Annotated in this window: 14 protein-coding genes; 11 read left to right on the forward strand and 3 right to left on the reverse strand. The window is 69.6% G+C overall.

Annotated features, from left to right (window positions below):
- Positions 1 to 60: 60 nt before the first annotated feature.
- Positions 61 to 2,700: a type VI secretion system ATPase TssH gene (tssH, locus tag GSE44_RS12445; RefSeq protein WP_457852164.1), complete on the reverse strand. Its 2,640-nt coding sequence runs from the start codon at positions 2,698 to 2,700 to the stop codon at positions 61 to 63.
- Positions 2,701 to 3,026: 326 nt separating this feature from the next.
- Between tssH and tssA the strand changes: the two genes are divergently transcribed.
- The 11 genes from tssA (at position 3,027) to GSE44_RS12500 (ending at position 15,401) form a co-directional block, all read left to right on the forward strand.
- Complete coding sequence (gene tssA / locus GSE44_RS12450; protein ID WP_159349152.1) at positions 3,027 to 4,133, forward strand: type VI secretion system protein TssA; 1,107 nt, start codon at positions 3,027 to 3,029, stop codon at positions 4,131 to 4,133.
- Between the two features lie 145 nt (positions 4,134 to 4,278).
- On the forward strand, positions 4,279 to 4,785 hold the full coding sequence (tssB, locus tag GSE44_RS12455) for a type VI secretion system contractile sheath small subunit (RefSeq protein WP_159349153.1): 507 nt from the start codon (positions 4,279 to 4,281) through the stop codon (positions 4,783 to 4,785).
- A gap of 4 nt (positions 4,786 to 4,789) precedes the next feature.
- Entirely contained in the window at positions 4,790 to 6,283 is a 1,494-nt protein-coding gene (gene tssC, locus GSE44_RS12460) for a type VI secretion system contractile sheath large subunit (RefSeq protein WP_159349154.1), read from the forward strand.
- Positions 6,284 to 6,313: 30 nt separating this feature from the next.
- Complete coding sequence (tssC, locus tag GSE44_RS12465; RefSeq protein WP_159349155.1) at positions 6,314 to 7,828, forward strand: type VI secretion system contractile sheath large subunit; 1,515 nt, start codon at positions 6,314 to 6,316, stop codon at positions 7,826 to 7,828.
- Positions 7,829 to 7,888: 60 nt separating this feature from the next.
- Positions 7,889 to 8,701, forward strand: a complete 813-nt coding sequence (locus GSE44_RS12470; RefSeq protein WP_235924761.1) for a type VI secretion system accessory protein TagJ — start codon at positions 7,889 to 7,891, stop codon at positions 8,699 to 8,701.
- 25 nt (positions 8,702 to 8,726) lie between these two features.
- Positions 8,727 to 9,230, forward strand: a complete 504-nt coding sequence (gene tssE, locus GSE44_RS12475) for a type VI secretion system baseplate subunit TssE (RefSeq protein WP_159349156.1) — start codon at positions 8,727 to 8,729, stop codon at positions 9,228 to 9,230.
- 24 nt (positions 9,231 to 9,254) lie between these two features.
- Entirely contained in the window at positions 9,255 to 11,084 is a 1,830-nt protein-coding gene (tssF, locus tag GSE44_RS12480) for a type VI secretion system baseplate subunit TssF (protein ID WP_159349157.1), read from the forward strand.
- Positions 11,081 to 12,115 (forward strand): type VI secretion system baseplate subunit TssG, encoded by a 1,035-nt coding sequence (tssG, locus tag GSE44_RS12485; RefSeq protein ID WP_159349158.1) that lies wholly within the window; start codon positions 11,081 to 11,083, stop codon positions 12,113 to 12,115. Before tssF ends, tssG begins: the two co-directional genes overlap by 4 nt.
- Before the next feature lie 44 nt (positions 12,116 to 12,159).
- On the forward strand, positions 12,160 to 13,647 hold the full coding sequence (locus GSE44_RS12490; protein WP_159349159.1) for a class I SAM-dependent methyltransferase: 1,488 nt from the start codon (positions 12,160 to 12,162) through the stop codon (positions 13,645 to 13,647).
- 76 nt (positions 13,648 to 13,723) lie between these two features.
- Complete coding sequence (locus GSE44_RS12495; RefSeq protein WP_159349160.1) at positions 13,724 to 14,347, forward strand: OmpA family protein; 624 nt, start codon at positions 13,724 to 13,726, stop codon at positions 14,345 to 14,347.
- 70 nt (positions 14,348 to 14,417) lie between these two features.
- Positions 14,418 to 15,401, forward strand: a complete 984-nt coding sequence (locus GSE44_RS12500; protein WP_159349161.1) for a hypothetical protein — start codon at positions 14,418 to 14,420, stop codon at positions 15,399 to 15,401.
- A 12-nt stretch (positions 15,402 to 15,413) separates the two neighbouring features.
- On the opposite strand, the gene GSE44_RS12505 is transcribed toward GSE44_RS12500, so the two are convergent.
- Both GSE44_RS12505 and GSE44_RS12510 read right to left on the reverse strand, forming a co-directional pair.
- Positions 15,414 to 15,788: a response regulator gene (locus GSE44_RS12505; protein ID WP_159349162.1), complete on the reverse strand. Its 375-nt coding sequence runs from the start codon at positions 15,786 to 15,788 to the stop codon at positions 15,414 to 15,416.
- Positions 15,785 to 18,823: a response regulator gene (locus GSE44_RS12510; protein ID WP_159349163.1), complete on the reverse strand. Its 3,039-nt coding sequence runs from the start codon at positions 18,821 to 18,823 to the stop codon at positions 15,785 to 15,787. The genes GSE44_RS12505 and GSE44_RS12510 overlap by 4 nt, the downstream gene beginning before the upstream one ends.
- Between the last annotated feature and the right edge of the window lie 63 nt (positions 18,824 to 18,886).

The raw sequence follows: 18,886 nt of genomic DNA on the forward strand, positions 1-18,886 counted from the left end.
GTTTGGATGGCCCGCGGGCCGCTGCGGCGGCGGCCAGGGGGCGGGAAGTCACGCCCGGCATCAGCCGAGCGCGTAGGTGAAGCCCCCCTCTGCCCCGAGGCCCACATGGATGGAGCCCACCTGCCCGCCGTCGGCCAACCGTTCCAGCACCAGGGCGGAGAGTTCGGGCAGGAGCGTGCGGTTCAGGATGGTCTCGATGTTGCGCGCGCCGCTTTCGGATTCCTGGCAACGGGCGACGATGGCGTCGAGCACTTCGGGCGCTGCCTCGAAGCTGGCGCCGTAGCTTTCGCGCACGCGGCGGCCGATTCGCTTCATGTTCAGCCCGACGATCTGCCGGAGCGTGTCATCCGCCAGCGGATAATAGATCACCACATTGCAGCGGCCGAGAAAGGCGGGCTTGAAGGATTTCAGCAGGTCGGGCCGCAGCGCCTCAGCCAGCTGCTCGGGCTCCGGCGCCGTTTCGGGATCGGCGCAGAGCTTGGCAATGGTGTCGGTGCCCGCATTGCTGGTCATGATGATGACGGAGTTGCGGAAGTCGATGTCCCGCCCCTCCCCGTCCTTCATGTTGCCCTTGTCGAACACGTTGTAGAACACGTCCTGCACGCCGGGGTGGGCCTTCTCCATCTCGTCCAGCAGGATCACGGAATAGGGCCGGCGCCGCACCGCCTCAGTGAGCACGCCGCCCTCGCCATAGCCGACATAGCCGGGGGGCGAGCCCATCAGGAGCGAGACCTTATGCTCCTCCTTGAACTCGCTCATGTTGATCGTCGTCAGGTTCTGCTCGCCGCCATAGAGCAGGTCGGCCACGGCCAGCGCTGTCTCGGTCTTGCCGACGCCCGAAGTGCCGGCGAAGAGGAACACGCCGATCGGCTTGCGCGGATCGGCGAGGCCGGCGCGGGAGACGCGGATCGCCTGGGCGATCGCCTCAAGCGCATGCGACTGGCCGATGACGCGTTCCTTAAGCTTCTCCTTAAGGTTCAGGACCGTGCCGATCTCGTCGGAAACCATCCGGCCCACAGGAATCCCGGTCCAGGTCTCGACCACCTCGGCGACCGCCACGCCATCCACCACCGGATGCACCAGTGGGTTTTCGCCCTGCAGGGTCTTCAGCTCCGAGGAGGCCGTCGCCAGCTCAGCGCGGCTCGCCGCGACATCCGCACCTTCCTCGCTCGATTCGAGCGCGTGCCGCAGCGCAAGCAGCTTCTCGACCAGCCCCTTCTCGGAGGTCCAGCGCCCCTCAAGCGCGGCGAGGTCCGCCGCGTTCTGCGCCGCCTCATCCTCCAGCGCGGTCCGCCGCGTGGTGTGGTCCTGCCCGGTCGCTTCCTCGCGCCTGAGCGCAGCCAGCTCGGTCTCGATCAGCGCCTTCCGGCGCTGCTTGTCCTCGATGGCTGCCGGGATCGCTGCCTGGCTCATGCCGACGCGGGCGCAGGCGGTATCGAGCAGCGAAACGCCCTTATCGGGCAATTGCCGTGCCGGAATGTAGCGGGCGGAAAGCCGCACCGCCTCCTCCACCGCGCTGTCCAGGATGCGGACGTTGTGGTGCTTCTCCAGCACCGGCACGAGCCCGCGTAGCATTGCCTGGGCCAGCGGCACCGAGGGCTCCTCCACCTTCACCACCTGGAAGCGGCGGGTGAGGGCGGCGTCCTTCTCAAAATAGCGCTTATACTCGGCCCAGGTCGTGGCGGCGATGCATCGCAGCTCACCGCGCGCAAGGGCCGGCTTCAGCAGATTGGCGGCGTCGTTCTGCCCGGCGGTGCCGCCGGCACCGATGAGCTGATGCGCTTCGTCGATGAACAGCAGCACGGGCGTGGGGGAGGACTTCACCCCGTCGATTACGCCGCGCAGCCGGTTCTCGAACTCGCCCTTCACGCCGGCGCCCGCCTGCAGCAGGCCGAGGTCGAGCGACAGCAGGTGCACGTTCTTCAGTGCCTCCGGCACGTCGCCCGCGGCGATGCGGAGCGCCAGCCCCTCCACCACCGCCGTCTTGCCGACGCCAGCCTCGCCCGTGAGAATCGGGTTGTTCTGCCGGCGGCGGGTCAGGATGTCGACCATCTGCCGGATCTCGGAATCGCGACCGAGAATCGGGTCGATCTTGCCGGACTTGGCCTGGGCCGTGAGGTCTGCGCAGAACTGCTCCAGCGGCCCGCCGCCCTGCCCGCCAGGCGCCGCGCCGCCAGTGCCGCCGCCGCTGCTCGGGGCCGTGGCCTCGGCACCAGCCTGGGCAGCCTCCTCGCTCTCGGCGGCGATTTGGGCGAGGTCCTTGCGGACCGCCGATTCGGGAATAGCGGCAAGGCTCGGCGCGCTGTCGCGCAGGCTACGCACGAGGCTTTCGTCACCGAGTAGCGCGGCCAGCATATGGCCGGAGCGGATGCGCCCGCTATTCCCTTCCAGCGAGGCGATCAGCCAGGCTTCGCGCAACCAGGTGACAAGATCGGGGGAGAGGGACGGCGCGCGCCCATTGCCGGTCTTGAGGCGGTCAAGCGCGCGCGTCAGCTCGGCGGCCGCCCGGCCCGGATCGGTGTTGACATGACGCAGGACCGCCGAGACATCGCTGCCGGGGCTCTCGACGAGCTTCAGCAGAACATGCTCGATTTCCACGTTGTAATTGGTACGGGAAACTGTGAGGCCCAACGCAGCCTCGAACTGGCGCCGCGCCAGTCCCGTGAGCCGGGCGACAAGCGCCTTGAGGTCAATTGCCACCACTGTCGCGGATCTCCGTTCCCCCGCCGGACCGCGCCTGCACGAGGCGTCGGAGTCCGAATCTGCGGCGGGCGGAGGGTATGTGGATGATGCGCAAATGCACAACCGCCTTTCTGAGGATCCGTAACGATTTCCCCAGTTTTTATCTCTTTTTCGTCTAACAGAATAACTTATGACCTCGATTCGGGCTAACTCGACGTAGGTGAGATCACTTCGGCAATTTTCGACGAAGATTCCACTTACCTCACCGGCGCGTGATTCTTCCGGGTTGCAGAACGAAGCGGTCGCTTCTAGCCTCGCGACGCACCTCATAACAGGACAGGCGAATGGCGGAGGACGTGCTCGATCTCTCGGCGCTTCTCGCCGCGCCTGCCAATGGCGTGGACCCGCGAGAGGACCCTTCCGCCGTCTCTCCCTATCGCCGGATGAAGGACTCGCGCACGGAAGCGCGGGACGAGGAACGTGCGCGGGATGCCGAGGGCGAGGAAGACGCACCCGTCGCCGATGGCTGGCGGCTCGTGCGGCGGCTGGGTGAGGAAATGCTCACCTCCGGCACGCGCGATTTCGAGGTGGGCGCATGGCTGACCGAGGCTCTCGTGCGGCAGCACGGCTTGGCCGGCCTCATCTCGGGCGTCCGCCTGCTCACCACGCTTCTCCAGACCGCATGGGACGAAGGATTCCCCGCTCCGGACACGGACGGAATCGAGGATCGCGGCATCATCCTCGGCGGGCTGTCCGGCGCCTCGGGCGACGGCACAATCCTGCAGCCCTTGCGGCGCCTGCCGCTGTTCCGGCGCACTGACAACACCCCCCTTCCCCTCTACCGCTACGAACAGGCGGAAGAGGTGGCCGGCCGCGCCGATCCGGAATACCGCGAGCGCCGCTATGCCGCAGGCGTGCCGGAGCTGACGGTGCTCGAAGCCGAGGCCAGCACCGCGCGGCCTGCGCTTCGCGCCCTCTCCGCCGATGTGGCCGAAGCCCTGGAAACCTGGCGCAGCTTCGACGCCGCGCTGATGGAGCGCTTCGCCAGTTACGGGGAGGTCCCCACCTCTCGCCTGTCTCGCCTGCTCGAGCGCCTGCAGGAAGTGGTGGACAAGCTGGCCGGTCCCGCCCCGGCCGCTTCAGCTGCCGAGACGGCCGAAGAGGACGCGGTACCAGGCACGGCGGCACCGGGGCGGTCCGGCGGATCTGGCCTCGGTGACCCGAATGCCAGCATCGCCAATCGCGAGGCCGCCTTGGCGACGCTGGAGCGCCTCGCAGACTTCTTCGAGAAGACCGAACCGCACTCGCCCCTGGCCTATACGCTGCGCGATGCGGCACGGCGTGGGCGCATGACCCTGCCCGAACTTCTGGCCGAGGTCCTGCCCGACGAAACATCCCGGACGGCCATGCTGTCTTCCCTGGGCATCCGCCCGCCGCAGCCGGAATATTGAGGGGGCGCAATGTCGTTGACGACTTGTTTACCCGACCTCTACCTTGTTTCCGTTGGACCCGTGCGACACGGCGTGATTTCGCACGCGTCGCGGTACCGTCATCCGACTTCAGGCAGCCATGCCTGCCACTCTGGGGGAATTCCGCATGTCCGGCGTTCATGACAAGCTCAACCGCGTGCGCAAGCCGCGCGTGCACATCTCCTACGAGGTCGAGACGGAAGGCGCCGCCATCCAACGTGAGCTGCCCTTCGTCGTCGGCGTCATGGGCGACTTCGCGGGCGACCCGTCCGAGCCGCTGAAGCCGCTGGCGGACCGCAAGTTCACCCAGATCGACCGAGACAACTTCAACGACGTCATGGCACGCATCGCACCGGGCCTGAACCTGAAGGTGAAGAACACCTTCGCCGGCGATGACAGCGAGATGGCGGTGAATCTGAAGTTCCGCTCGCTTGAGGATTTCGAGCCCTCGCGCGTGGCCGAGCAGGTGCCGGCGCTGAAGGCGATGCTCGAGACGCGGGCGAAGTTGCGAGACCTTATGAGCAAGGCGGACATGTCCGAGGAGCTTGAAGGCCTGCTGGAGCAGGTGCTGCAGGACAAGGACAAGCTGAAGTCGCTGTCCGACGAGCTCGGCCTCGACAAGAAGGAGGGCTGAGATCATGAGCGGCACGCAGACCAGCGCCCAGGGCGCTGCCGTCACCACCGAGGAAGGCAGCCTATCGCTGCTCGACCAGGTGGTCGGCGCCACCCGGCAGACCGAGAAGGACCGCGCCCAGGAGCTGATCAAGGCCCTGGCCGAGGAGGCGCTGAAGGGCACCGTCACCTTCAGCCGCAACATGACGCAGACCTTCAACCGCGCCATCGCCGCGCTGGACGAGAAGATCAGCGAGCAGCTGAACGAGGTGATGCACCACCCGCGCTTCCTGAAGCTGGAAGGCTCCTGGCGCGGGCTGCACTACCTGGTGGACAAGTCCGAGACGGGCACCTCCCTCAAGCTCCGCATGATCCAGCTCTCCAAGAAGGAGCTGCATCGCGACCTGACCAAGGCGGTCGAGTTCGACCAGAGCCAACTCTTCAAGAAGATCTACGAGAGCGAGTTCGGCCTCCCCGGTGGCGAGCCTTACGGTGCGCTGATCGGCGACTACGAATGGACGGCCCATCCCGAGGACATCGAGTCCCTGGCCCAGATGTCCTCCGTCGCGGCGGCGGGCTTTGCGCCCTTCGTCTCGGGTGTCGGCGCCGGCATGTTCGGCTTCAAGGACTGGACCGAGCTGTCCAAGCCGCGCGACCTGGCGAAGATCTTTGAGACCCAGGAATACACGAAGTGGCGCTCCTTCCGTGAGCGCGACGACAGCCGCTTCTGCTCCCTCGTGATGCCGCGCACCATCGCCCGCCTGCCCTATGGCGCGGCGACCAAGCCGGTCGAGGAATTCGGCTACGAGGAGGCCCAGTTCAACGCCGATGGCTCCGCCAAGGCGATGAACCACGAGCACTACTGCTGGATGAACGCCGCCTATGTCATGGGCGCGCGGATGACCGATGCCTTTGCGCAATATGGCTGGTGCACCGCCATCCGCGGTGCCGAAGGCGGCGGCAAGGTGACGGACCTGCCTAACCACGTCTTCACCTCGGATGACGGTGACCTCGACGCCAAGTGCCCGACCGAGATCGCCATCACCGACCGGCGTGAGGCCGAGCTCTCCAACCTCGGCTTCCTGCCGCTCTGCCACTACAAGAACACCGACTATGCCGTGTTCTTCGGCGCGCAGACTGTGCAGAAGCCGAAGAAGTATGACCGGCCCGAGGCGACGGCGAATGCCGCCATTTCCGCCCGCCTGCCCTACATCATGGCGACCAGCCGCTTCGCCCACTTCCTCAAGGTGATGGCGCGCGACAAGATCGGCTCCTTCATGGAGGCGAGCGACTGCGAGGTCTGGCTGAACCGCTGGATCCAGAACTACGTCAACCCGATGGAAGGTGCCGGGCAAGAATCGCGCGCCAAGTATCCGCTGCGAGAGGCGCAGATCGAGGTGCGTGAGATCCCGGGCAAGCCCGGCTCCTACAACGCGGTCGCGCATCTGCGTCCCTGGCTGCAGATGGAGGAACTGACCACCTCCATGCGGATGGTGGCACGGATTCCGCAGAAGAGCTGACGCAACGCTACGCATCGCCAATACAATGCGATGACGCCGCTGCGTGAAGCGGTGCGGCGGGGCCGGTTCTTCGGCGCCGCCCACGCAGAGTCGGCCACGGCCCTGACCGGCTGGATCGCTGAGCGCGACCGCGCCGCGATCCTGCGCGGCTGGTTCGGCGAGGAGGCGCTGGCAGCCATCCTCGCCGCCTCCACCGGACCGGCGGACGCCCTTGCCCGTTTGGAGGAGGCGATCGACCGCGACATCGCGGCGATCGACGCCTTGCTGTCGCGCGCGCTGGATGCGGTGCTGCACCATCCGCGCCTCTCCCGCCTGGAAGGTTCCTGGCGTGGCCTGAACTGGCTCACGGAGCGCGCCGAGGCGGATCGCATGATCCGCATCCGCCTGCTGCCCATCCGCTGGCAGGAATTGTCACGCGACCTAGAACGCGCGGCGGAGTTCGATCAGTCCAACCTCTTCCACAAGCTGCATGAGGAGGAGTTCGGCATCGCGGGGGGCGAGCCCTATGGCCTCATCCTTTGCGACCATGAGGTGCGGCCTGGCCCCTCGGCCGGCCATCCGGTGGACGACGTCGCATTGCTCGGGCGCCTTGCCTCCGTGGCGGCGGCGGCCTTTTCGCCTGTCATCCTGCCGGTCGCCCCCGACATGCTGGGTCTGGGGAGCTTCGCCGAGGCGGGACCGGCGAGCGACCTCACCCTGGCCCTGCGTGGCCCTGACCGGCTGCGCTGGCGCAGCCTGGCGGGCCGTGACGACACGCGCTTTCTCGCCCTTGCTCTGCCGCGCACGCTCGGCCGGGCCGCGTGGCATGCCGATGGCACGCGGCCGGATCGTTTCGTGTATCGCGAGTACGTGCCGGACAGCGCCGCCCGCGTCTGGACCACGCCGATCTATGCCATGGCGGCGGTCGCGCTGCGGGCTTTCAGCCGCTATCGCTGGCCGGCGGAGCTGCGGGGCGCCGAGCCTTCCGCGATCCCGAGCGGCGGCGTGGTGGACGGGTTGCCGCATGAGCGCCTGCCCTCCGACCCGCCAGGCCCGCCGCCGCGCCCGCCGCTGGAACTGGCGCTGACCGATGACCAGGAACGCGCCCTGGCTGATGCGAACATCGTCGCCCTTTGCGGGCTTGATGGATTGCCCGAGGCGAGCTTCGGCGCTCTTCCCACGCTGCACCGCCCGCCGCGAATGACGACCGAGGTGGCGGATGCTAATCAGAGGCTTTCCGCGCAGCTGAACAACGTGCTCTGCGTCTGCCGCTTCGCGCATTGCGTGAAGGTGATGGGCCGCGACATGCTCGGCGCCTTCCTGGCCCCTGAGGAGGTCGAGCTGCGGCTCTCCCGCTGGCTCTCCAACCACGTCAGCGGCTTGGCCGGGAGCATCGACTCCGCCGCACGCTACCCGCTGCGCGATGCGCGGGTGGAGGTTCGGGAACAGCCCGGCCGCCCCGGCACCTATGGCTGCGTCATCCATCTGCAGCCGCACCACCAGCTTGACGATGTGGGCGCGGTGTTCCGTCTCGTCACCGATCTCGCCCGGCCCCGTGCTGCCTGATGAAACCGCGATCCGACCGGGCCGACGCCCGCGCCTGATGCTCCGAGGAGGATAGAAGCCTTGTCCAAGACCGCCGAGGCCCTTCGTGCCGGCGACCTGCCGGCGGCCGTCGCCGCTGCCCAGGCGCAGGTGAAGGCGGCACCGCGCGATGCCGATGCCCGCTGGCTGCTCGCCGAGCTGCTGTTGCTCTCGGGCGATGCGGAACGCGCCGACCGCATGCTGGACGCCGCCGTGCTCGAGGATCCCAACCCCGCGGTGCTGGAGTTCCGGCGCCTGCTGCGCGCCGAGACCGCGCGTGCCCAGGTCTGGGCGGAAGGCCGTGCGCCCGTCTTCCAGGGACAAGAGGCCACCCCCGCCCAGGCGGCCGCGTTGCGTGCCGCGGTCCTGCTGCGCACCGGCGACATTCCCGCCGCCGCCGCCGCGGCGGCGGAAGCCGAAAGCCTGCGCCCGCGCATCGCTGGTCAGGCGGAGCTGGCCGATGGCCGCAGTATCACCTTCGACGACCTGCGCGATGCGGACGATCTGGCCGCGCCGGGGCTGGAGATCCTCACCACTGCCGGCGAGCACATGCTGCTGCCTCTGGAGCGCGTCGCCAGCCTCGTTTTCACCCCCGGCCGTCGCCCGCGCGACATCGCCTGGCGGCGGGCGGACCTCATTATGAAGGACGATTCCGAGGGGTCGGTCTTCGTCACCGCGCTCTATCCCCGCGGCAGCCTGCCACTCACCGACGAGATGCGGCTCGGCCGCGTGACCGAGTGGGAGGAGCTGGTGGAAGGCGATGCCGTCGTCGTACGGGGCGCCGGGCAGCGGCTCCTGCTGGTGGGCGAGGATGCGGTGCCGGTGTCCGAGCTCGCCTCACTGCGCCTGGCATGATCACGACGCGGGCGGATAGGGCGTGATGAGCGATCACCGGCATTCGGGCCCGCAGCCGGGCGCGCTGCGCGTCCGCTTGCCGCTGCTCGACCGGCTGCTGGACGAAGCGCCGGAGCAGGTGCGCGACACCCCGCCGACGGCCGCCCGCGCGCTCGAGATCCTGCGCGCCGGCGTGCGGCGCGACCTGGAAGCGCTGCTGAACGCCCGCCGCCGCCGCTGGCTCCTGCCGGAGGCCATGCCGGCCTTGCTGCGCTCGCCGCTCGGCTACGGCATCCCGGACGCCACCTCGGGCAGCTTCGCAATGGACGACGCGCGGGAGGAGCTGGCGCGGGAGGTGGAGGCGGTGATCCGCCGCTTCGAACCGCGGCTGACGAATGTATCGGTCACCCTGCGCCCGTCCAACGAGTTGGATCGGACCCTGCGGCTCCGTGTGACGGCGCTGCTCCGGACCGATCCGGTTCCGGAGCCGATCTCCTTCGACACGATGCTGGAGGCCGTCAGCCACGAGGTGCGGGTGGCCGAACGATGAGCGCGGGTGGATAATGGCCGCGCGATGAGCGAAAGCCTCCTCCCCTTCTACAACGCCGAGCTGGAGGCGCTGCGCAAGCTCGCCGGCGAGTTCGCGGAGGCGCATCCGAAGATTGCCGGCCGGCTTCGCGTCACCCGCGACGGCACGGGGGACGACCCGCATGTCGAGCGGCTGCTGGAGGGCGTTGCCTTCCTCGCCGCGCGGGTGCAGCACCGGCTCGAGGACGAGCTGCCCGAGTTCAGCGACGCGTTGCTGGAACTGCTTTCACCGCATCTGCTCGCGCCGGTGCCGAGCATGACAACCCTGCGTCTCTTGCCACGCCCGGAGGCGCGCGGCCCCGCCAAGGTCGCGCGCGGCCTCACAGTCGAGACGGAGCCGGTCGCGGGCGGGCAACCGCTGCGTTATGTCACCTGCCATCCGGTGACGCTCTGGCCGATCCGGATCGAGGCGGCGCGGCTGATGGGCCTGCCCTTCGCCGCCCCCGCCAATCCCCGCGCTCCGCGCGCCGCTGCCTGCCTGCGGCTGACATTGCGCACTGCCGCGCCGGATCTGCCCTTCTCAGCGATCGAGCTCGACAAGCTGCGGCTGCATCTGCCCGGCACTGGCACGACCGCCTTTGCCTTGCATGAGCTGCTGTCCACGGCCTGCCTCGGCGTGGCCCTTGCGGATGCACCCTCTGATCCTTCCCCGACGCTTCTGCCCGCGACCGCGCTGCGTCCGGCGGGGATGACCCGGGACGAGGCGGCGCTGCCCTGGCCGCGCCGGGCCTTCGACGGCCATCGCCTGCTGACCGAGTATTTCGCCTTCCCCGAGAAGTTCCTCTACCTCGATCTCGAGGGGCTGGACGCACGCAGCCTGATGCAGGCGAGCGACCGGCTGGAGGTGTTTGTCTATCTCTCCCGCGCCGCACCGGCGCTGGAGCGCGCGGTGACGGCCGAGACGCTGGCCCTGCACTGCACCCCGGCCGTGAACCTGTTCCCGCAGCGCTGCGAGCCCATCTCGCTCGACGGCACCCAGTCCGACTGGACCGTGCTGCCCGATGCGCGCCGCCCTGCCGCGATCGAGATCCATTCCATCCGCCAGGTGCGCGAGACGCGGCCCGACGGAGCGCGGCGCAACGTGCAGCCCTTCCACCGCCTGGCCCGGGACACGGCGGCAGAGACGGTGGCGTCCGAGGCGCAATGGATCGCCCGCCGCCTACCCGCCCCCTCCCCCCTCACCGGCACCGAGACACGGCTGATGCTGCGGGACACGAGCTTCGACCCGATGGCGCCGGCCGATGGCGTGCTCACCGTCGAGGCGCTCTGCCTCAACCGGGATCTGCCGGACCTGCTGCCCTTTGGCGGCGGGCAGCCCCATCTGCGGATCGTGGATCCGGCCCCTGTAGGCGCCGCGGAATGCCTGCGTGCGCCCAGCTCCACCCTGCGCTTCCCGCTGCGCCAGCGCGGCGGCTGGCGGCTCGTCTCGCATCTCGCGCTCAACCATCTGGGCGTGATGGGCGGCACGGATGCGGCGCTGGCGCTGCGCGAGATGCTGCGCCTGCATGACCTGCGCGATGCCCCGGAGACGCGCAACGCAATCGCCGGCCTGCTGTCGGTAGAGGCGAAGCCAGGGCTGGCGCGCATCCCCGGCCAGCGGCCCGGCGTCTTCACCCGCGGAATCGATGTCACCCTCACCTTCGATCCCCAAAGCTGGGCCTCGGACGCGCTCTATCTTCTGGCCGCGGTGCTGGAGCAGTTCCTGGCGCTGCAGATCTCGGTGAACGGCTTCGTACGGACGCGCGCCGTACTGCGCGGGCGGAGCGAGGCCGTGGCCTCCTGGCCACCACGCAGCGGCACGCGGGTGCTGCTGTGAGCAGCGGGACGGAAACGGGGGAGCGGCTCGATCCCTCCGCCGAGAGCGCGCCGGACATCACGGTCACGACGCATCCGCCGCCGCTGCCTGACAGTCCCAACGGGCGGCTTGTCGCCGAGCCGTCGCGTTTCGATCTGGACCAGGCCGCGCATGTGCTCGCGCGCGGCCGGGACATCGCCGATCTCCGTTTCCGCTCCGTCGCCAGGCTGGATCTGCCGGCCGGCGAGGTGGCGGCGGCCGATCTACGCAGCCGCAGCCTGGCGGCGCCGACCTTCGGCCTGATCGGCACCAATGGCGCCCTGCCGCGCCACTACACCGCCATCGCCGCCGCCGAGCAACGGAACCTCCCGCCCAGCCGCCGCCGGGACGGCGCGGCCCTCGTCGCCTTCCTCGAAATGCTGTCCCGGCGCTTCACCGGGCTCTGGGTAAAGGCCGGCGCAAAGGTGCGGCCGGCGCGCGATCCGTCCCGGGCCGATGCCGCCCTGTCCGCCGCCATCGGCATGGCCACGCCGGGGCTGGACGGGCGGCTGGCAACGCCGCTCTCCGGCCTGCTCTACCATGCCGGCCATCTGGCCAACCGCACCCGCAGCGCCGAGCGCCTTGCCGCGCTGCTGGAGGAGGAGACGGGTCGGCCCGTGGAAATCGTGGAATTCGTCGGCGGCTGGCAGCGTGTGCCGACGCCGGAGCGCAGCCGGCTGGGCGGCGCCTTCTCGCAACTGGGCGTGGATGCCGCGGCCGGGGCGCAGATCTGGGATCCCGCGGCGCGCTTCGTCATCCGCATCGGCCCGATGGAGCTTGACGCCTTCGAGGCGTTGCAGCCCGGAACTTCCACCTTCCGCCGCATCTGCGACCTGACGCGGCTGCATGTCGGGCCGGAGATCGACTTCGCAGTGAACCCGGTGCTCGCGGCGGGCGCCGTGCCACCGCTGCGGATGGGGCAGGCCCGGCTCGGGCGCACCGGCTGGATCACCGCCTCCCGTCCCCGCCTGCGCGACGCAGCGGACGCCATGCTCCGCCCCGAGGTCGCGTGACGCCACGATGACCGGTTCTGCCGAATGACCAGAGGAACATCACGATGACGGCCTGGAGCCGCGGCTATGTCGCGGATTCGCCCTATACGGCCTCCTACCACCCTGCGCAGGTGCCAGCGCATCTTGCGCTGGCCGCCGCAATGAATGGCGTCGCCTGGCGCCCGCGCGAGCGGATGACGGTGGCCGATATCGGCTGCGGCCGCGGCTATGTCATCGCGGCCCTGGCCGGCGCCAATCCCGGCTGGACTTGCCTGGGCATCGACTACAACCCTGCCCATGTGTCGGAGCTCTCGGACTTCGCCGATGCCGCAGGGCTCGACAATCTCGGCGTGATGGAAGCCGATCTGGCGGCGCTGTCCGATGCTGAGATCGACTCCCTGCCGCCACTCGATGTCGCCATGCTGCATGGCGTCTGGACCTGGGTGTCGGATGCGGTGCGTGAAGGCATCGTCCGGCTGCTGCAGCGCAGGCTGAAGCCGGGCGGCATTGTCTACATCGCCTATAATGCCCTGCCCGGCTTTGGCGCGGATGCGGCGCTGCAGCGTGTCATCCGCCTCGGCGCCTCAATGCAGGTGAAGGGCGACAGCACGGAGCGTGCACAGGCCGCCCTGCCGCTGGTGCGCGCGCTGCATGAAGCCAGCGCGGTGAACCTGCCGAAGACACCCATGCTCCAGCATATCCTGCGTGAGGGCGAAGGGATCAACGCCGCCTATCTGGCACATGAGATGATGACGGCGCATTGGCGCCCGGTCTTCTTCGCCGACATGGTGGAGGCACTGGCGCCCGCGCGGCTCGACTATGTCGGCAGTGCCACGCTGGCCGAGAACCTGCCCGACATGCTGCTGGAGCCGGCGCAGCGCGCCATCTGGGACGACATGCCCGAGGGCGTCGCCCGCGAAACCATCAAGGACCTCTTTCTCCAGCGTCCTTTCCGCCGTGACGTCTTCATCCGCGGCGCCCGGCGCATTGACCGCCAGGAGGCGCTGGACCCGATCATCCTCGCCCAGGTCGCGCATCGTCCGGAGGGGCTTCCTTTCCTCCCGACCCCGCGCGGCAAGGCCGAGCTGCCGAAGGCGGCCACGGACCCGATCATGGCGGCGCTCGCTCAGGGGCCGCAGCGCCTCGGCACGCTGCGCGCGCTGCCGGAACGCACGCTGACACCCGAGGAGGTTCTGGTGATGCTCGACGGCACCAGCACCGCCATGCCCATCTGGCGCCCCGCGCCGGACGAGGCGACGCTGCGCAAGGCTCGCCGCTTCAATGCCGGGGCCGCCGCCTTCCATGCCGCCGGTGGCGTTGGTGAGGAACGCATCGCCATGGCCTCCCCGCTCATGGGCGCGGGCGTGCCCTGCACGCCGCTGGAGCTTACCCTGGCGTCGCAGCCCGATATCGCCGAGGCGCCTGACGCCGCCGTTCTGCTGGATCGCATACGACCGGGCCTCGAAGGCGAGGAGCGCGAGCAGGCGGCCGGAATCATCGCGCATACGATCCGGGAAAGGATGCCGTTCTGGCGGCGTCTCGGTGTAGCGTGACGCGCCCGGCGAATCCCGCCCCATGACCACCCTGCGCCCGGAAAATCACCCGGCCCGACGCACCAGGAGAAACGCCATGCCGCGTCCCTATCGCATCGTCCTCACCCTCGGCGCCGCCCTGCTCGCCGCGCAGGCCGTGCCCGCGATGGCGCAGTCCGACACGCGCGCGATGCAGATGATCGAGCAGCTCCGTCCGGGCGGTGGCACGCGCGGCATCCGCATGCCGGGCACTGAGCCAGCCGCACCCGCGGCGCAGCCCAGCCAGCCCGCCGCCTCTTCCTCCAGCCAGGCAGCCGCGCCCGCGCGGGTGACGCGCCCGCCGCAACAGGAGACGACGGCCCCGGTCGGCACCCCGGCCCTGTCCATCACCGTGCAGTTCGCAACCAACTCCGCGGCGCTCACTCCGGCGGCGGAGCGCGCCCTCGCCCCGCTCGGCCAGGCGCTATCATCCGCCGAGTTGGCGCCCTACCGCTTCCGGATCGAGGGTCACACGGATACGGCCGGCCCGGACGTCATGAATCGCGAACTCTCCCAGCGGCGGGCGGAAGCGGTGCGGGACTTCCTGATGCAGCGCTACAACGTGCCGGCGGCGCGGCTTGAGGCGGTGGGATTGGGCGAAAGCCAGCTCCTGGTGAAGACCGGCGATGAAAGGCCGGAACAGCGGAATCGCCGGGTCCAGGTACTGAACATCGGCGGCTAATTCGCGAGGCAGGGACAGGCGTCCGGGTCAAGGCGCCATGCCGGGAGCGTCCGCGGAATCGGATGACACCGTGCGGCTTGCGCCGCCGTCTCCGCCCCCCGGCGGTGCGCCGTCGTTGCTGCGGGGTCGCCGCCTGGCCTGGCTGGCCTCGGGTGTAGCACTGGTCGCGCTGGGCATTGGCGCGGCCTTCTGGGCTCGGACGGATGTGCCGTCGGAGCGAGGGCGTGAGGTCCCGGGCGCTCCGGCGGCAACATCGGCGGCCCTCGTGCCCGCAGGGGCGCCCGCCGCCCCCGCGCTTGCGCCGCCGGTGGAGACCACCGCGGTTCCGCTGATGGAGCGCGATGCGCTGCTTCGCTGGCAGCCCGCCGAGACGACGCTCCTGCGCCTCGCCGATCTCCCTGCGGTGTTTTTGGTGGCTTTTCCGGACCTGCGCCGGCAGGGCCTGATGATGAACCGGCTGGCCGCGCTGATCGAGAAGACCCACACGCCGCGCGACCGCGTGCTGAACGACGAGGCCCTGGCCGCCGCCATCGCCGCCGCTGGCGAGGACCCCGACACCTACTACTACGGCCATAACTACAACCTGGCCGATGTGGAGCGCTTCATGGCGATGGCACGTGCCTCCGGCGTCGCGCTGAACACGCAGGAAGCTTGGCTCGAGGCACACCTTCCCATGATGCGCACAATCGCCGGTGGTGGCCCGGCCGCCATTATCACCCTGCCCGCGGAGGAGAGGCGCTTCGATGCCTCCGCCCGCCGCGCTGTGCTCGAGCATGAGGCAGGGCACGGATTGTTCTTCACCGATCCAGCCTTCGCGGCGCATGTGATGCGCGCCTGGCGGGAGGCCTTCACCGAGGCCGACCGGGAGAACTTCCGCCGCTTCCTCGCGAAGGAAGGCTATGACACGCGCAACGAGACGCTGATGGCGAACGAGGCGATGGCCTATCTGCTGTTCACGCCCGACACCCGATTCTTCGATCCGCTGCGCGACCTGGGCGTGGATGCGACCTCGGCAGACCGCATGCGCGCCGCGATGCGGCCCCCGGGGAGGTAGAGCGGGGCGGCCTCAGCTTTCCGCGGCCAGCATGGCTGCTTCGATCTGCGCCAGCAGCTGTGGGAAATCCACCGGCTTCGGATGGTAGTCGTCGCAGCCGGCCTCGAGTATCCGGTCACGGTCACCCGACATCGCATGGGCGGTGAGCGCGATGATCGGGATGCGGGCGGTGTCCGGATTTCCCCGCAACGTCCGGGCGGCGGTCCAGCCATCCATCACCGGCAGGTTCATGTCGAGCAGGATCACATCCGGACGCTCGGCCCCGGCCATATCCACGCCCTGCTGCCCGTCATGCGCCAGCACCACGTCGAAGCCGCGGCGGCGGAGGCGGCGGGACAGGAAGTCCCACAGCTCCTCATGGTCCTCCACCAACAAGATCTTCGTCATGGCGCCGCGTTCTCCGTCTCAGGCTGAAACGGGGAAGAAGGCGGCGGGTTCCCCGGCGTCGCTGCACTGCGAGAGGCAGAGATGCGGCGCAGTTCGCGCAGCAGCGCCTCGGGCGGCTCGCCCCCGGCCGGCAGCACACGGCGCACCTGCCCGCGCAGGGCCTCCAGCGCGGCGGGTGGCACCTCCCCCCCGGCCAGGGCGATCACCTGAATGTCCTTCCAGGCGTCACGCTGGCGGATTTCATGCACGAGGGTCAGCCCATCGCCCTCCGGGCCCGGCACCGCCACCAGCACGAGCCCCACGGGCGGCACGGCGGCCCCCGTGGCGCCGAGCCGGGCCAGGGCCTGCTCCGCCCCGTCTGCCTCCTCCACCGCCCAGCCCTCGCTTTCCAGCAGCCGCCGCAGCTCCAACCGCGCCTCGGCCTCCGCATCCACCAGCAGGGCGACGCCGGGTGCACGGTAGCGGTCCAGCACGCGCCGTAGCCGGTGCCACTGCACGGGCTTGATGAGGTAGTCCGCCGCCCCGAGCGAAACAGCCAATGCTCGCTCCTGCACGATCGAGACCATTACGACTGGTATTTCCGCCAGCTCGGGATCCGCCTTCAAGGCGGTGAGGACGGACCAGCCATCCATCCGCGGCATCATCACATCCAGCAGGATGGCGGTGGGCCTGAGTTGCTTCGCGAGCCGCAACCCTTCCTCCCCGTCATGCGCGGTACGCACCGCGAAGCCGTCCCGCAGGACGAAGCGCGACAGCAACTCGCGGGAGGCCGGGTCGTCATCGACCACCAGCACCAGCCCGGCACCCAGATGCTCCGCCGGATCCGCGGGCGCTGCCTCTGTCCGCTCCGCCTCCGGTTCCGGCCCGGTTTCCCGCATGTCCATGGGCATGCGGATGGTGAAGCGCGTCCCGCGGCCCTCGACGCTCTCCACGGCGATGTCGCCGCCCAGCAGCGTGCAGAAGGCCTTGGTGATCGCAAGGCCGAGCCCGGTGCCGCCGAAACGCCGCGTGGTGGAGCTGTCCGCCTGGGTGAAGCGGGTGAACAGGCGCGAGATCTGCTCCTGGCTCATGCCGATGCCGGTATCAGTGACATGGAAGGCGATCTCGCGCCGTCCCATCCGGTCCCGCCCCGTCTCCACCGAGAGCGTCACCCGCCCACCCTCGGTGAACTTGCTGGCATTGGAGAGCAGGTTGATGAGGCATTGCCGCAGCTTCACCTGGTCCGAATGCATCGTCCCGACACCCTCGGGAAGCTGGACTTCCAGCGTGTTCGCCTTGCGCGCCATCAGCGCTTGCACCGTCGACACCGTCTCGGAGACCAGGGCGTCCACCGCGAACTCCTCGGGATGCGTCTCCATCCGCCCCGCCTCGATCTTGGACAGGTCGAGCACATCGTTGATGAGGGAGAGCAGGTGGCGCGCATTGGCGCCGATCTTCTGCAGGTCCTTCGTCAGCGCCTCGCCGCCCTCGAGATCCCCTGCCTCCTCTTCAAGCATTTCGGAATAACCGATCACGGCCGAAAGCGGGGTGCGCAGCTCATGGCTCATATTGGCGATGAACTGGCTCTTGGCGCGGTTCGCATCCTCGGCCGCCTCCCGGGCGAGTGTCGCCTCCTCCTCCGCCTCCCGCAGCTCCGTCACATCGGTGTTGGTGCCGAACCAGCCCGTGATGGCGCCTTTGGGATGAAAGGCGTCCGGCTCGTCGCGGATCGGGACGGCGCGGCTCAGGAACCAGCGGTACTGTCCATCGGCGCCGCGTAAGGGAAAGGAATCCTGCCAGGGCTCGCCGGCCGCGATGGCGGCGCGGAACCCCGCCTCCACCCGCTCCGCATGGTCCGGATGCTGCAGTGCCAGCCAGCCGGAGCCCTTGACCGTCTCGAAATCCGTGCCGGTGAACTCGTACCAGCGGCGATTATACCACTCGATCTCGCCCTTCGCGTCAGCCTGCCAGGCGAGTTGCGGCAGGGAGTTCGCCAAGGTCCGGAACCGGGCCTCGCTACGCCTCAGCCGCTCCTCCGCCCGGCGGCGGCGTGTGACATCCATCAGGATGATGCCGGCTCCCTCGACCCTGCCGTCCTCGCCGGGTGCGACGGGAAAGAGGGTCACGAGAAGCTGGTGCCGCTCCTCCGGCCGGTCGGGAGGAAATGTCTCCACATCCACGTCCGACTGGGCCTTTCCGCCATCGAGCACCGCCCGCAGGCGCGGGGCGATCTGAGATCGCACCGCATCCGGCAGCACCGGGGCCGCGCCCGGCCCCACACCCTCCAGCCCCATGCTGCGCTCGCCGATCTCAATCAGTGCGCGATTGGCACTGGTGATGACCATGTCCCGCCCGACGAAACCGAGGCCGACCGGCGCGTTTGTCATCACCGCGTCCAGCAGCGCATTCGCCCGCCGTTCCAACTGCCGCCGCACCATCGCGTATCGGCCGAGCAGCGCGCAGGCGAGCAGGGCCGCGCCCAGCGCAAGGCCCCAGAGCCAAAGCCCACGGGTGGTGCTGAGCTGGTTCAGCGCCTCAACCCTCTGCCGGGCCTGGTCCTGCAGGCGGCCCACCTCGGCGCGGACGGCGTCCATCGCCACCCGGCCTTCCTCGCTCTCCACCACGCCCCGGGCCGCCTCGGCGTCCCCCGTCCGCCGCAGGGCGATCGAGCGCTCGGCCAATTCCTCCCGCCGGGCGATCAACTCCCGCAGCCGGGTCTCGGGGGGCAGGCCGGCGGGGCCGCGCAGAGCCTCCAGCACCGCCATGCGCTCCTCCACCGCGGCCACGCCCGCCCGGAAAGGATCCAGGTATTCCTCGCGGCCCACCAGCAGGTAGCCGCGCTGGCCGGTCTCCACATCCTTCATGGCGGAGAGCACGCCTTCCAGCGCCACCACCGCCTCATTGCCTGCGGCGACGGCATCGCCGTCCCGGTCGTTCAGCGCCGTGGCGACCGCGCCGGCCAGCACCGCCACAACCGCCAGCGCCGCCGCGAGTACGGGAATCCGGAGCCAGCGACGGGCCGGGGTAAACAGGGATGCGCGGATCGGTTCGGGCACGGGGCGTCCTTCGTCTGACGCGCATCCTGGCAGCCCGGCGGGCAACCTTCACCGGCTGGGCGA

Origin of the sequence: Muricoccus harenae (assembly GCF_009848505.1) — a bacterium.
Lineage (GTDB): Bacteria > Pseudomonadota > Alphaproteobacteria > Acetobacterales > Acetobacteraceae > Roseomonas > Roseomonas harenae.

Excerpts from the sequence above, each read along its gene's own strand:
- tssC (WP_159349154.1), top strand. The coding sequence starts at position 4,790 with ATGAGCGGCACGCAGACCAGCGCCCAGGGCGCTGCCGTCACCACCGAG.
- tssC (WP_159349155.1), top strand. The coding sequence starts at position 6,314 with ATGACGCCGCTGCGTGAAGCGGTGCGGCGGGGCCGGTTCTTCGGCGCC.
- GSE44_RS12490 (WP_159349159.1), top strand. The coding sequence starts at position 12,160 with ATGACGGCCTGGAGCCGCGGCTATGTCGCGGATTCGCCCTATACGGCC.
- tssE (WP_159349156.1), top strand. The coding sequence starts at position 8,727 with ATGAGCGATCACCGGCATTCGGGCCCGCAGCCGGGCGCGCTGCGCGTC.
- GSE44_RS12495 (WP_159349160.1), top strand. The coding sequence starts at position 13,724 with ATGCCGCGTCCCTATCGCATCGTCCTCACCCTCGGCGCCGCCCTGCTC.
- tssF (WP_159349157.1), top strand. The coding sequence starts at position 9,255 with ATGAGCGAAAGCCTCCTCCCCTTCTACAACGCCGAGCTGGAGGCGCTG.
- tssA (WP_159349152.1), top strand. The coding sequence starts at position 3,027 with ATGGCGGAGGACGTGCTCGATCTCTCGGCGCTTCTCGCCGCGCCTGCC.
- GSE44_RS12505 (WP_159349162.1), bottom strand. The coding sequence starts at position 15,788 with ATGACGAAGATCTTGTTGGTGGAGGACCATGAGGAGCTGTGGGACTTC.
- tssB (WP_159349153.1), top strand. The coding sequence starts at position 4,279 with ATGTCCGGCGTTCATGACAAGCTCAACCGCGTGCGCAAGCCGCGCGTG.